The 12,337-nt window shown below is 69.8% G+C and carries 12 protein-coding genes; 9 read left to right on the top strand and 3 right to left on the bottom strand.

What is annotated here, in order from left to right:
• Nucleotides 1-62: 62 nt before the first annotated feature.
• Nucleotides 63-1,424 carry a glutathione-disulfide reductase gene (gorA, locus tag ACSFBM_RS32445; protein ID WP_435488065.1) on the top strand — a complete coding sequence of 454 codons (1,362 nt, stop codon included), beginning with the start codon at nt 63-65 and terminating at the stop codon, nt 1,422-1,424.
• Here gorA and ACSFBM_RS32440 read toward each other — a convergent pair.
• Together ACSFBM_RS32440 and ACSFBM_RS32435 are read right to left on the bottom strand one after the other, a co-directional pair.
• Nucleotides 1,421-2,329 (bottom strand): ketopantoate reductase family protein, encoded by a 909-nt coding sequence (locus ACSFBM_RS32440; protein WP_435488064.1) that lies wholly within the window; start codon nt 2,327-2,329, stop codon nt 1,421-1,423. The two genes, gorA and ACSFBM_RS32440, sit on opposite strands and share 4 nt — an antisense overlap.
• Before the next feature lie 29 nt (nt 2,330-2,358).
• Nucleotides 2,359-3,273 (bottom strand): LysR substrate-binding domain-containing protein, encoded by a 915-nt coding sequence (locus tag ACSFBM_RS32435; RefSeq protein WP_435437634.1) that lies wholly within the window; start codon nt 3,271-3,273, stop codon nt 2,359-2,361.
• A 187-nt stretch (nt 3,274-3,460) separates the two neighbouring features.
• Between ACSFBM_RS32435 and ACSFBM_RS32430 the strand changes: the two genes are divergently transcribed.
• The 8 genes from ACSFBM_RS32430 (at nt 3,461) to ACSFBM_RS32395 (ending at nt 11,555) form a co-directional block, all read left to right on the top strand.
• Entirely contained in the window at nt 3,461-4,228 is a 768-nt protein-coding gene (locus tag ACSFBM_RS32430; RefSeq protein ID WP_435488063.1) for an ABC transporter permease, read from the top strand.
• A gap of 7 nt (nt 4,229-4,235) precedes the next feature.
• Nucleotides 4,236-5,264, top strand: coding sequence for an ABC transporter ATP-binding protein (locus ACSFBM_RS32425; protein ID WP_435488062.1), 1,029 nt, complete (start codon nt 4,236-4,238; stop codon nt 5,262-5,264).
• A 35-nt stretch (nt 5,265-5,299) separates the two neighbouring features.
• Nucleotides 5,300-6,379 (top strand): extracellular solute-binding protein, encoded by a 1,080-nt coding sequence (locus ACSFBM_RS32420; RefSeq protein WP_435488061.1) that lies wholly within the window; start codon nt 5,300-5,302, stop codon nt 6,377-6,379.
• A 19-nt stretch (nt 6,380-6,398) separates the two neighbouring features.
• Nucleotides 6,399-7,220 (top strand): ABC transporter permease, encoded by an 822-nt coding sequence (locus ACSFBM_RS32415; protein WP_435488096.1) that lies wholly within the window; start codon nt 6,399-6,401, stop codon nt 7,218-7,220.
• Nucleotides 7,171-7,719 (top strand): TIGR00725 family protein, encoded by a 549-nt coding sequence (locus ACSFBM_RS32410; protein WP_435488060.1) that lies wholly within the window; start codon nt 7,171-7,173, stop codon nt 7,717-7,719. Before ACSFBM_RS32415 ends, ACSFBM_RS32410 begins: the two co-directional genes overlap by 50 nt.
• A gap of 46 nt (nt 7,720-7,765) precedes the next feature.
• Nucleotides 7,766-9,283 (top strand): AMP nucleosidase, encoded by a 1,518-nt coding sequence (locus tag ACSFBM_RS32405; protein ID WP_435437629.1) that lies wholly within the window; start codon nt 7,766-7,768, stop codon nt 9,281-9,283.
• A 128-nt stretch (nt 9,284-9,411) separates the two neighbouring features.
• Complete coding sequence (locus ACSFBM_RS32400) at nt 9,412-10,422, top strand: Bug family tripartite tricarboxylate transporter substrate binding protein (RefSeq protein WP_435488059.1); 1,011 nt, start codon at nt 9,412-9,414, stop codon at nt 10,420-10,422.
• Nucleotides 10,423-10,559: 137 nt separating this feature from the next.
• Complete coding sequence (locus ACSFBM_RS32395) at nt 10,560-11,555, top strand: Bug family tripartite tricarboxylate transporter substrate binding protein (protein WP_435488058.1); 996 nt, start codon at nt 10,560-10,562, stop codon at nt 11,553-11,555.
• A 25-nt stretch (nt 11,556-11,580) separates the two neighbouring features.
• Here the strand turns inward: ACSFBM_RS32395 and ACSFBM_RS32390 are convergent, their stop codons facing one another.
• A complete protein-coding gene (locus tag ACSFBM_RS32390) occupies nt 11,581-12,282 on the bottom strand; it encodes an ArsR/SmtB family transcription factor (protein ID WP_435488057.1) in 702 nt (233 codons plus the stop codon).
• Between the last annotated feature and the right edge of the window lie 55 nt (nt 12,283-12,337).

Below are 12,337 nucleotides of genomic sequence, written 5' to 3'. Positions count from 1 at the left end.
GCCCCGCCGGCAACGCCGCCTTCGGCCCGCCGCTACAGTCGTCGGCCTAGGAGCAAGCTTTCATGCGCACATTCGACTTCGATCTCTTCGTCATCGGCGGCGGCAGCGGCGGCGTTCGCGCCGCGCGCATGGCCGCGCAGACCGGCGCCCGCGTCGGCCTGGCCGAGGCCGCCGACCTGGGCGGCACCTGCGTCAACGTGGGCTGCATTCCCAAGAAGCTCTACAGCTATGCCGCCGGCTACGGCGAAGCCTTCGAGGAAGCCGCGGGCTATGGCTGGACGCTGCCCGAGGCGCCGAAGTTCGACTGGGCGCACCTGAAGAAGCAGCGCGCCAAGGAGATCGGCCGGCTCAACGGCATCTACGGCTCGCTGCTGAAGAATTCGGGCGTCACGCTCATCACCGGCTGGGCCCAGCTCGTCGACGCCCACACGGTGGAAATCGACGGCAAGCGCCACACCGCGAAGCACCTGCTGGTGGCCACCGGCGGCACGCCCTTCGTGCCCGACATTCCGGGCCGCGAGCACATCGTGACTTCGGATGCGATGTTCGACCTCGAGCCCTTCCCCAAGCGCCTGCTGGTGGTGGGCGGCGGCTACATTGCCTGCGAGTTCGCATCGATCTTCAACGGCCTGGGCGCCAAGGTGACGCAGCTGCACCGACGAGCGCACCTGCTCACCGGCTTCGACGACGACGTGCGGCAGTTCGTCGCCAACGAGATGGGCAAGGCCGGTGTCGACATCCGGCTCAACTGCGAGGCCGCATCGGTCGCGCGCAGTGCGCACGGCGGGCTCACCGTCACGCTGGCGCGCGGCCAGCAGGTGGAGGCCGACACGGTGCTCTTCGCCACGGGCCGCGTGCCCAACACCCAGGGCCTGGGCCTGGAGGCGGCGGGCGTGAAGCTCGACGACAAGGGCGCCATCGCGGTCGATGCGCACTACCGCACTTCGGTGCCGTCGATCTATGCGGTGGGCGACGTGTCCACGCGCGTGCAGCTCACGCCGGTGGCGCTGGCCGAGGCGATGGTGGTGGTCGACGAACTGTTCGGCAAGGGAAAGCGCCGGCTCGACTACGAGTTCATTCCCACGGCGGTGTTCACCCATCCGAACATCGGCACCTGCGGCTACAGCGAGATCGATGCGCGCGCGAAGTTCGGCGAAGTGACGGTGTTTTCCAGCGAGTTCAAGTCGCTGCGCCACACGCTGTCGGGCAGCAGCGAGCGCACCTTCATGAAGCTGGTGGTCGACAGGAAGAGCGACCGCGTGGTCGGCCTGCACATGGTGGGCGCGGACGCGGGCGAGGTGGTGCAGGGCTTTGCGGTGGCGATGCGCGCGGGCGCGACCAAGGCGCTGTTCGACAGCACCATCGGCATCCACCCGACGGCTGCGGAAGAGTTCGTGACGATGCGCGAGCCGATGCCAGGCTAGGCACGAACTGCCTGCTGCTTGCCTTCGAGCAGCTTCACCAGCACGAACAGCACGCGGTTGGCGGGCGTGGCCACACCCAGTGCCTCGCCGCGCCGCACGACCAGCCCGTTGAGGTGGTCGATTTCGCTGAGCTTGCCGCGCGCCAGGTCCTGCGCGGTCGACGAATACTGCGAGGGCATGGTCTGCGGAATGCCGCGCACGGCGGCGTCGGTGTCGCCGACCACCTCGATGCCTTCGGCCTTGGCCACGGCCAGGCATTCGGCCACCACGTCGCGGACCACGTCGGTCACGCCAGTGCCCTCGATCAGCACGCCGTAGGGCAGCTGCGCGATGGCCGAGAGCGCGTTGTAGGCGCAGTTGAGCGTGAGCTTGGCCCAGAGCGCGCCGCGCACGTTGCCGGAGATCTGCGTGGGCACGCCGGCCGCGATCAGGTGCCGCGCCACTTCGTCGCTGCGCCGCGACGGCGCGATCACCAGCTCGCCGCGGCCGTGGTGCTTCACATGGCCCGGCCCCGCCATCTCGGTGGCCACGTAGACCACGGCGGCCGCCACCTCGTTCGACGCCAGCACCGAACGCACGCGCGCGTCGTTGTCCACGCCGTTCTGCAGCGTGAGCACCAGCGCATCGGGCGCGAGGTGCGGCGCGATCTGCGCGGCGGCCGCTTCGGTGTCGGTCGACTTCACGCAGAACAGCACCAGGTCGGCGCCCTGCACCGCGCTGGCTTCGGTGCTTGCGGCGAGCGGCACGTGTTCGTCGAAGGCCTTGGTTTCCAGGCGCAGGCCCTTGGCGTTGACCGCCTCCACATGCGAAGGCCGCCCGATCAGCACCACCTCGTGGCCCGCGCGCGCCAGCATGGCGCCATAGAAACAGCCGACTGCGCCGGCGCCCATCACTGCGACTTTCATCGGTTCGACCTCCTTGGATGTTTCACGGATCATGCCTCGGCCTCCGCGCCGCGCGAGGCCACGCCTTCGTCGAGCAGCCACGCGCGAAACGCCGCGAAGGCCGGCAGGTCGAGCCGGTCCGGCCGGTAGCACAGGTAGTGCCCCTGGTTCACGTTCACCGGCGTGCCGCACGGGCTCAGGAGCGCGCCTTCGGCCAGCTCTTCCTGCACCAGCAGCCTGGGCACGAGGCCGATGCCCAGGCCATTGAGCGCCGCCTGGATCAGCGCCGAGTACTGCGCGAAGCGCGGGCCGGCCACGGTCTGCACCTCGGGCACGCCGTGCTGCGCGGCCCACTGGCGCCAGGCGGTGGGCGCGCCCTCGTGGTGCAGCAGCGTGTGGCCCAGGATGTCGGCGGGCTGCGCGATGCGGTGGCGCCCCTCGACCAGCGTGCGCGCCACGATCAGCACGAACTCGCGCCCCGCGATGTACTCCGACACCACCCCCGGCCAGCCGTCGGGGCCGTAGCGGATGGCGGCGTCCACGCCGGCCGGAATGCCGTCGCTGGGCTCCAGGTGGCGGCTGAAGCTCAACATGACGTGGCGGCTCTTCTGGCTGAAGGCCGGCAGGCGCGGAATGAGCCACTTGGTGAGGAAGGTGGGCACGCTCGCCAGCGTGAGCAGGCCGGCGCCGGCATCGCCCGAGCGCGCCTCGAAGGTGGCGGTCTCGATGGCGCGCAGGCCGCCCGAAATCTTCTGCCAGTACACGCGCCCCTGCGGCGTGAGCTGCACGCCGCGCCCGTTCTTCTGCAGCAGCTCGCGGCCCAGGAATGCCTCGAGCCCCGCGATCTGCTTGCTGACCGCGCTCACGGTGATGCACAGGGCACCGGCCGCCAGCGTGATGCTCTGGTGCCGCGCCACGGCGTCGAAAGCCAGCAGCTCCTGGATGGTGGGGCAGTCACGCTTCATGCGGCCTGGCCCTCATGTGTGAAAGCTGCGTGAAAAACATTTTCCAATTGCTCAAGTGTCGTCATCCAACATTCACCCATGGGTGCCCATGCGCTTCCTAGAATTCGGAACATTGCTGCGGCACGCCCTGCGCAGACAGTAGCGCATCCGGAAAGTATGCCGGCTGCTCAAGACACTGGAGACAACCTTGGTTCGCGGCATCTCGCTCATCTACGGCCTGTACCTGCTGCTGCCCATCGCGCTGCTGATGATCGGCAGCCTGGGCGGCAACTGGACCAACACGCTGCTGCCCACGGGCATCACGGGGCAGTGGTATGTCGACCTGTGGCTCGACACCTCGTTCCGCAAGGCCTTCGTCAGCAGCCTGGTGGTGGCCATGTCGGCCTGCGCCATCAACACCGTGCTGGCGCTGCCGCTGGCCTATGCGCTGTACCACGGCGCGCGGCGCGGCGGCAGCCTGGCGGCGCGCATCGTGAGCGCCACGCCGGTGGCGGTGCCGCCGATCACCATGGCCTTCGGCTACATGATCGTGTTCAACACCGACCTGGCGCCCTGGCTGGGCTCGATGCCGCTGCTGATCGCGGCGCACGCCATCCTCACGCTGCCCTACCTCACCAACACGCTGCTGGCCGACCTGCGCCACCTCGACCTGGGCCGGCTCGAACAGGCGGCCGCCACGCTCGGCGCCTCGGGCTGGCAGCAGTTCACCGGCATCGTGCTGCCCAGCGTGCGGCAGAGCCTGATCAGCGGGCTGGTGATGGTGGCGGCCATTTCGGTGGGCGAGTTCGGCGTGTCGAACCTGCTCACGAGCTTCCAGAACCGCACCTACCCCGTCGTGCTGCTGCAGGCTTTCTACGGCGCCACGGGCTTTGCCTGCGCGGCCACGGTCATTCTTCTCGTGCTGGCGAGCGCGTCGGCGCTCCTGTCTTCTTCCCTGGTGAAGCAACGCGCGTAACCCTCCCATGAGCCTCCTTCTCGACAACGTCAGCTACAACTACCCCGGCAGCACGCACGGCCTGCACGACGTGTCGCTGGACGTGCGCACCGGCGAACTGGTCGCGGTGATCGGGCCCAGCGGTTCGGGCAAGTCGACGCTGCTGAAGCTGGTGGCGGGCCTGGAAACCGGCCACGCCGGGCGCATCGCGCTGGGCGGCGACGACATGTCGCGCACGCCGGTGCACCAGCGCCACATCGGCATGGTGTTCCAGAGCTATGCGCTGTTTCCGCACCTGAGCGTGCTCGACAACGTGGCCTACGGGCTCAAGCTGCGCAAGGTGGGCACGGCCCAGCGGCGCCAGCGCGCGCAGGACCTGCTCGACATCGTGGGGCTGGGCGACTACGCACAGCGCGGCATCGCGCAACTCTCCGGCGGGCAGCAGCAGCGCGTGGCGCTGGCCCGCGCGCTGGCCATCGACCCGCGCGCCCTGCTGCTCGACGAGCCGCTGTCGGCGCTCGACGCCAGCGTGCGCGGCCACCTGCGCGACCAGATCCGCGCCATTCAGCAGCGCTTCAACGCCACCACGCTGCTGGTCACGCACGACCAGGAAGAAGCGCTGGTGATGGCCGACCGCGTGGCCATGCTGAAAGACGGCCGGCTGCTGCAGATCGCCACGCCGCGCGACATCTACGAGCACCCGGCGAGCCGCGCGGTGGCCGAGTTCGTCGGGCTATCGACGATCTTGCCCGCGAAGGTGAGCGGCCCCGACCGCATCGACCTGGGCTTTGCCGAGCTCGCCGCGCCCACCGGCACACGGGCCTTCGGCGCGGCGGTGCACGTGCTGGTGCGCCCCGAGCACATCCGGCCCGACCCGGCGCCCGGCAGCGTGAACCTGCTGGCGGGCCGCACCGGCGCGCAGCGCTACCTGGGCGCGCTCACGCGCTACGACTTCGAGGTGCCGGGCGCGGCCAGGCCCTTCCTCGCCGAGTCGGCATTGCCGGCCGCGAAGGCCATCGCCATCGCGCCCGAACACCTTCGTTTGCTCGACCACTGACCGAGCCTTTCCTTCATTTCCTCCAAGGAGCCACCATGCAACGCAGACATCTGATCCAGGCCGCAGGCGCACTGTCCCTGTCCACGCTCGCGGCCCGCACCGCCTTCGCCTTCGACGGCCCCGAGCTCTACGCGGGCGAGAAGGCGCTGTACGCCGAGGCGCAGAAGGAAGGCCTGTGCGTGTCCTTCGACACCGGCCCCGAATGGGCCAACTGGAAGTCGCTGTTCGCGGCCTTCAAGAAGCGCTACCCCGAGATCGAGCTGACCTACAACGACATCGGCTCGGCCGCCACCGTGGTCGCGCTCGAAAAGACCAAGCGCCGCCCGCAGGCCGACACCGCCTACTACTTCGCGGCCTCGGGCGTCGATGCCGCGAAGAAGGACGTGGTCGCGCCCTTCAAGCCCGCCAACTTCGACAAGCTGCCGCCCGTGTTCCGCGAGGCCGAGGGCCGCTGGTTCACCATCCACACGCTGAACATCGCCTTCCTGGTGAACAGGAAGCTGGTGAAGAACGTGCCCACGGGCTGGGCCGACCTGCTCAAGCCCGAGTTCAAGAACACGGTGGTCTACCTCGACCCGCGCTCCACCGGCATCGGCCAGGTGCTGACCTTCGCCGCGGCCTACGCCAACGGCGGCAGCGTGGACAACGTGCAGCCCGGCACCGACTACCTGGGCAAGCTGCACTCGGCCGGCAACGTGCTGCGCGTGGAAGGCACCACGCCGTACGCCAAGTTCCTGAAGGGCGAGATCCCGGTGTGGATCAGCTACGAGAACGACGGCCTGAAGGCCAAGCACGTCGACGGCATGGGCGACGCGGTGGAGGTGGTGATCCCGAAGGAAGCCAGCGTGGCCGCGCCCTACGCCATCAGCCTGGTGAAGAACGGCCCGAACCCCAACGCCGGCAAGCTGTGGCTGAACTTCGTCATGAGCGAGGCCGGACAGACGCTGTTCGCGCAGGGCTTCGTGCGCCCCGCCGTGCCGGGGACGCCGCTGTCGGCCGACATCGCGGCCAAGATGCCCGCCGCGCCGCAGATCCGCCCGCTCGACGTGGTGAAGGCCTCGGAGCGCAAGGCCGAGGTCGACAAGCTCTGGGCGCTGGCCGCCCTGGGCAAGTAGGCAGGAAGAACCGGCCGTGATGCGACGCTTTGGCGCCTGGCCCGCATGGGCCTTCATGGCGCTGTTCTTCGCGGTGCCGCTGGCGGCGCTGTTGCCCGAGGCCTTCGGCGAGGGCGGCAGCGCCTTCGGGCGGCTGTTCGGCAACGCGCTGTTCTTCGGGGCGCTGCGCAACACGCTGGGCCTGGGGCTGGCGGCGGGCACGGTGTCTGCGCTGGTGGGCACCTGCATCGCGATCGAGCTGGCGCGCCAGCCCGAAGGCCGGCGCCAATGGATGATGACCTTGCTGGGCCTGCCGCTGGCGTTCTCGGGCCTGGTGATCGCCTACGGCTTCATCCTGGCCTTCGGGCGCGCGGGTTTCGTCACGCAGCTGCTGGCGGGGCTGGGCGCGGACCCGGCGGTGATCGGCAGCTGGATCTACAGCGTGTCGGGTCTGGGCTTCGCCTATGCCTATTACCTGATTCCGCGCGTGGCGCTGGCGCTGTACCCGGTGTTCGCCAACCTCGACCTGCGCCCGGCGCAGGCGGCGCGCACGCTGGGTGCGTCGAAGGCGCGCGCCTTCTGGGACACGGTGGTGCCCGAGGTGATGCCCTCGGTGCTGTCGAACGCCTGCATGGTGGCCGCGATTGCGATGGGCACCTACGGCACGGCGCTGGCGCTGGTGGGCACGCAGCTGAACATCCTGCCGCTGATGCTGCTGGCGCATGTGGGCGACGGCGGTTCCGATTTCGCGGTGGCGGCGGCCTTGTCGCTGGTGCTGATGGTGGTGTGTGTGATCGTGATGGGAGTGGGCGATGTCTTTACGCGAAGGCGCGAGCGCGGTGCTGTCGGCGCCGGTCACTGAGGCGCTGACGCGCCTGGCGCAGCGGCAGTGGGGGCCCGCGCGCCACCGACAGCCGGTGGCCATCCTCGGCCCGGGCGACGGCGGGCCGGCCGAGTGCGAGGCCGCCTATGCGGTGGCGCACGCGCTGGCCGGCGCGGGCATGGCGGTGGTGTGCGGCGGGCGCGGCGGCGTGATGGCCGCGGCCTCGCGCGGTGCGGTGGAGGCCGGCGGCATTGCGGTGGGCATCCTGCCCGAGGAAGACGACCGCAACGCCAACGAGTGGCTCAGCGTGGCGATTCCGACCGGCATGGGCGAGATGCGCAACGGCATCATCGCGCGCAGCGGCGTGTGCCTGATCGCCATCGGCGGCAACATGGGCACGCTGTCGGAGATGGCGATGGGGCTGAAGTGGGGCAAGCGGGTGTTCGTGATGCACGGGGATGTGGAGCTGCCGGGTGCTGTTCAGGCTGTGGATGTGAACGACATGCTGGTGAAGGTGCTGGGCTGCCTGCTGGCGTGATCGCACCCTGAACGACGCGGCACGCGTGGCACTGCACAATGCCGTCATGCCCTACATGCCCACCTTCGTCGCCCCCGCCCGCTTCACCGACGCAGCCGCTGCGCTGGACCAGGTCAAGGCCATCTACCAGGGCGGCCTCGCCCACCTTCGCGAGTCGATGCTGCGCTTCGTGGCCGGCGAGGCGCTGCCGGGCCGGGTGCGGGCCTGCTACCCGTTCGTGCGGGTGCACACGCACACCGTCTCGCGCCACACGCCGCCGGCCAACGCCGGCCTGAGCTACGGCTTCGTGGCCGGCCCCGGCCGCTACGAAACCACGCTGACGCGGCCCGACCTGTTCTCGCGCTACTACCTCGACCAGTTCCGCCTGCTGCTGGAAAACCACCAGGTCGAGATCGAGGTGGGCACCAGCACGCAGCCCATTCCCATTCACTTCTCGTTCGCCGAAAACGACCACATCGAAGGCACCATGAGCAACGAGCGCCGCGCGCTCATGCGCGACGTGTTCGACCTGCCCGACCTGGGCGTGATGGACGACGGCATCGCCAACGGCACCTACGAGGCGCGCGACGGCGAGGCGCAGCCGCTGTCGCTGTTCACGGCCGCGCGCGTCGACTACTCGCTGCACCGCCTGCGCCACTACACGGGCACCGCGCCCGAGTGGTTCCAGAACTTCGTGCTGTTCACCAACTACCAGTTCTACATCGACGAGTTCGTGCGCCTGGGCCACGAGGCCATGGCCGACGAGAACAGCGAGTACGTGGCGTTCATCGAGCCCGGCAACGTCATCACGCGCCGGCGCGGGCTGGCGCCCGGCCAGAGCGAAACCTTCGGCCACCTGCTCGACGGCAGCCAGGGCACCGCCCCGCCGCGGCTGCCGCAGATGCCGGCCTACCACCTGGTGCGCGAGGACTACAGCGGCATCACCATGACCAACATCGGCGTGGGCCCGGCCAACGCCAAGACCATCACCGACCACATCGCCGTGCTGCGCCCGCACGCCTGGATGATGTTGGGCCACTGCGCCGGCCTGCGCAACACGCAGCAGCTGGGCGACTACGTGCTGGCCCACGCCTACGTGCGCGAGGACCACGTGCTCGACGAGGAGCTGCCGCTGTGGGTGCCGATTCCGGCGCTGTCGGAAATTCAGCTCGCGCTCGAGCAGGCGGTGGCCGACGTCACCCGCTACGAAGGCCCCGACCTGAAGAAGATCATGCGCACCGGCACCGTGGCCAGCACCGACAACCGCAACTGGGAGCTGCTGCCCGGCAACCAGCCGCAGCGCCGCTTCAGCCAGAGCCGGGCGGTGGCGCTCGACATGGAAAGCGCCACCATCGCGGCCAACGGCTTCCGCTTTCGGGTGCCCTACGGCACCCTGCTGTGCGTGAGCGACAAGCCGCTGCACGGCGAGATCAAGCTGCCCGGCATGGCCAACCACTTCTACCGCGAGCGCGTGGAGCAGCACCTGCGCATCGGCATGCGGGCCATCGAGATCCTGCGCGAAGAGGGCTCCACGCGGCTGCACAGCCGCAAGTTGCGCAGCTTTGCCGAGGTGGCGTTCCAGTAGGAACGACCCGGCGGGCCTGTTGTGGCGGGGCGCGGGCGTCCATCAGGGTTTGTCCCCGCCTGCGGGGGTGGGGGATTGCGGTGTTTCGCGGACATCATCCGGACTACCCACAGTCAACCGGAAAAAAGATGCCGCAGTCGCCTTCCGCTTTTGTCTCGCGCCGAAACTTCTCGGCATGGATCGCGGCTTCGGCCGCCGTTGCCGGCACCGGGGGCGCCGCACTGTGGCCCGGCAGCGCGAACGCCGCCGACGCCCCGCTGAGCAACAGGCTGCGCATCGTCATTCCCGCCGAGCCGGGCGGCGGCTGGGACCAGACCGGCCGCGGGCTCGGCGCGGCCATGCTGGCCTCTGGCGCGGTCGGCAGCGTGGTGTACGACAACATCCCCGGCGTGGGCGGCACGCTCGCCCTGGCGAAATACGTCGAGAAGTACAACGCCGACCCCGACACGGTGCTGATGAGCGGCATGGTCATGGTCGGTGCGCTCGCGCTGCAGAAGCCCGCCGTCACGCTGGCCGACATGACCCCCATCGCCCGCCTCACCAGCGACTACGAGGTGGTGGCGGTGAAGGCCGACTCCCCCCTGAAGAGCACGAGCGACCTGATCGCGCAGCTGCGCGCGGATGCCGCCGCCACCGTCATCGCGGGCGGCTCGGCCGGCGGCGTGGACCACATGTTCGCCGGCCTGCTGGCGCGCGCGGCGGGCGCCTCTGCGTCGCTGGTCTACCTGGCGCACGCGGGCGGCGCACAGGTGGTCGAGGCGCTGGAATCGGGCAAGGCCGCGGCCGGCATCTCGGGCCACAGCGAGTTCGCCGAAGGCCTGGCCAGCGGCAAGCTGCGCGCCATCGGCGTGTCGGCCAAGCGTCCGTTCCTGGGCATTGCGTCGGTGCGCGAACAGGGCGTGGACGCCGACCTCGCCAACTGGCGCGGTGTGTTCACCGGCAAGAAAGTGCCGCCGTACCGCAAGACCGCGCTGCTCGAGGTGGTGCGCCGCGCGACCGCCACCGATGTGTGGCAGAAAACCATCAAAACCAACAACTGGGAAGCCTTCTGGCTCGAGGGCAAGGATTTCGAGAACTTCCTCGCGCTCGACATGGCGGCAGCCGGTCCCTTGATTCAGCAACTCAAGCTGAAAGCCTGATTCCCCAGGCGCATCGAAGCTGCCGGGCAAAGACCGTTGCGGCCCGGTGACCCGGGTTTTCCCTAGGCAATCAATGTGAAGGGCTGACACGGTTTTCGGACATCATCCGGTTACTTTTACAGACAACCGGAAACAAAATGCCGCATTCCGCGCCCGTCGGCCTCTCTCGCCGCAGCCTCGCCGCATGGATGGCAGCAGGCATGGTGCCCGCCGCGCTGTGGCCCAGGATGTCGGGCGCGGCCGAACCGCAACTGGCACCCAAGCTGCGCATCGTCATTCCTGCCAATGAAGGCGGCGGCTGGGACCAGACCGGCCGCGCGCTCGGCGCGGCCATGGTGGCCGCAGGCGCGGTGGGCGAGGTCAGCTACGAGAACATCGGCGGCAAGGGCGGCACCATCGGCCTGGCGAAATACGTCGAGAAGTACGACGCCGACCCCGACACCCTGCTGATGAGCGGCATGGTCATGGTCGGCGCGGTCGCGCTGCAGAAGCCCGCCGTCACCCTGGCGCAGGTCGCGCCCGTGGCGCGGCTCACCAGCGACTACGAAGTGGTGGCGGTGAAGGCCGACTCGCCCATCAAGACGCCCAAGGACCTGATCGCGCAACTGCGCGCCGACGCCGCGAAGACGGTCATCGCGGGCGGCTCGGCCGGCGGCGTGGACCACATGTACGCGGGCATGCTGGCGCGCGTGGCGGGCAACGCGGGCTCGCTGGCCTACCAGGCGCACCCGGGCGGCGCGCAGGTGGTGGAGGCGCTCGAAACGGGCAAGGCCGCGGCCGGCATCTCGGGCTACAGCGAATTCGCGGACCAGCTGGCCAACGGCAAGCTGCGTGCCATCGGCGTGTCGGCCAAGCGACCCTTCCAGGGCATTCCGTCGGTGCGCGAACAGGGTGTGGACGCCGACCTCGCCAACTGGCGCGGCGTGCTCACCGGCAAGAAAGTGCCCGCCGAACGCCGCGCCGTGCTGCTCGAAGCGGTGCGCCGCGCCACCGCGGCCGACCTCTGGCAAAAAACCATCAAGCGCAACAACTGGGACGCGTACTGGATGGCGGGCAAGGACTTCGAGAGCTTCCTGGACCTGGACACGGCCATGGCCGGGCCGCTGATCTACCTGCTGAAGCTGAAGGCCTGATCGATCCTGCGGCGCGCCGTTCGCCTCAGGCGAACAGCTCCGGCATTTCGCGCTGCGCCTTCGGCGTCAGCGTGAGCGCGCGCCCGTCGAGCGCCTGGCGCACCCAGCCCCGGCGCAGCGACAGCTGCAGCCATGCGGCACCCAGCGCGCCGCCCAGATGCGCACGCCGCTCGCTCCAGTCCAGGCAGGCACAGGCGAAGCGGCGGCGCGAGCGGCGCACCGCATCGACGTCGACACCCAGGCTCTGCAGCGCGATCGCGCCTTCGGGCGTCAGCTCGTACGAGCCGCTCTGCAGGCCGCTGAGCCAGCCCTGCGCATGCAGCCGGTCGTGCAGCGCGACGCCGGCGGTGCCCGCCATGTGGTCGTAGCAGGTGCGTGCGCTGCGCAGGCGGCTCGGCGTGCTGGGCTCGAAGGCGGGCGTGCGCGGGGCGCCGGCCAGCACCATCAGGCTTTCGAGGGCGGCGGCGACGTCGTGGCTGGCCAGGCGAAAGTAGCGGTGCTTGCCCTGCACCAGCAACTCGACCAGCCGCTCTTCCTTCAGCCGTGCCAGGTGCGCGCTCGCGGTGGACGCGGCCACCTCGGCCACGGTGGCGAGCTCGGTCGCGGTGCGCGCGTGGCCGTCCATCAGGCAGCTCAGCATGCGGGCGCGCGCCGGCTCGGCGATGGCGCCGGCCAGGCGGGCCAGCTGGAAGTCGGCGCTGGATGAAGGCGAGTCGGTGGTGTCCATCGGCGCATCGTAGAACGGCGGCGCATCCCACACTTCGCTCGCGGGCGAAGTGTGG

Origin of the sequence: Variovorax pasteuri (genome assembly GCF_051216435.1) — a bacterium.
Taxonomy (GTDB): domain Bacteria; phylum Pseudomonadota; class Gammaproteobacteria; order Burkholderiales; family Burkholderiaceae_C; genus Variovorax.
Note: the sequence above shows the minus strand (reverse complement) of the source record. Positions and strands in the feature narration are given on the sequence as shown.

What these genes read in the sequence shown, in the direction of transcription:
- ACSFBM_RS32435 (WP_435437634.1), bottom strand. Translation starts at nt 3,273, where the DNA reads ATGAAGCGTGACTGCCCCACCATCCAGGAGCTGCTGGCTTTCGACGCC.
- ACSFBM_RS32410 (WP_435488060.1), top strand. Translation starts at nt 7,171, where the DNA reads ATGTCTTTACGCGAAGGCGCGAGCGCGGTGCTGTCGGCGCCGGTCACT.
- ACSFBM_RS32420 (WP_435488061.1), top strand. Translation starts at nt 5,300, where the DNA reads ATGCAACGCAGACATCTGATCCAGGCCGCAGGCGCACTGTCCCTGTCC.
- ACSFBM_RS32400 (WP_435488059.1), top strand. Translation starts at nt 9,412, where the DNA reads ATGCCGCAGTCGCCTTCCGCTTTTGTCTCGCGCCGAAACTTCTCGGCA.
- ACSFBM_RS32425 (WP_435488062.1), top strand. Translation starts at nt 4,236, where the DNA reads ATGAGCCTCCTTCTCGACAACGTCAGCTACAACTACCCCGGCAGCACG.
- ACSFBM_RS32390 (WP_435488057.1), bottom strand. Translation starts at nt 12,282, where the DNA reads ATGGACACCACCGACTCGCCTTCATCCAGCGCCGACTTCCAGCTGGCC.
- gorA (WP_435488065.1), top strand. Translation starts at nt 63, where the DNA reads ATGCGCACATTCGACTTCGATCTCTTCGTCATCGGCGGCGGCAGCGGC.
- ACSFBM_RS32395 (WP_435488058.1), top strand. Translation starts at nt 10,560, where the DNA reads ATGCCGCATTCCGCGCCCGTCGGCCTCTCTCGCCGCAGCCTCGCCGCA.
- ACSFBM_RS32415 (WP_435488096.1), top strand. Translation starts at nt 6,399, where the DNA reads ATGCGACGCTTTGGCGCCTGGCCCGCATGGGCCTTCATGGCGCTGTTC.
- ACSFBM_RS32405 (WP_435437629.1), top strand. Translation starts at nt 7,766, where the DNA reads ATGCCCTACATGCCCACCTTCGTCGCCCCCGCCCGCTTCACCGACGCA.
- ACSFBM_RS32440 (WP_435488064.1), bottom strand. Translation starts at nt 2,329, where the DNA reads ATGAAAGTCGCAGTGATGGGCGCCGGCGCAGTCGGCTGTTTCTATGGC.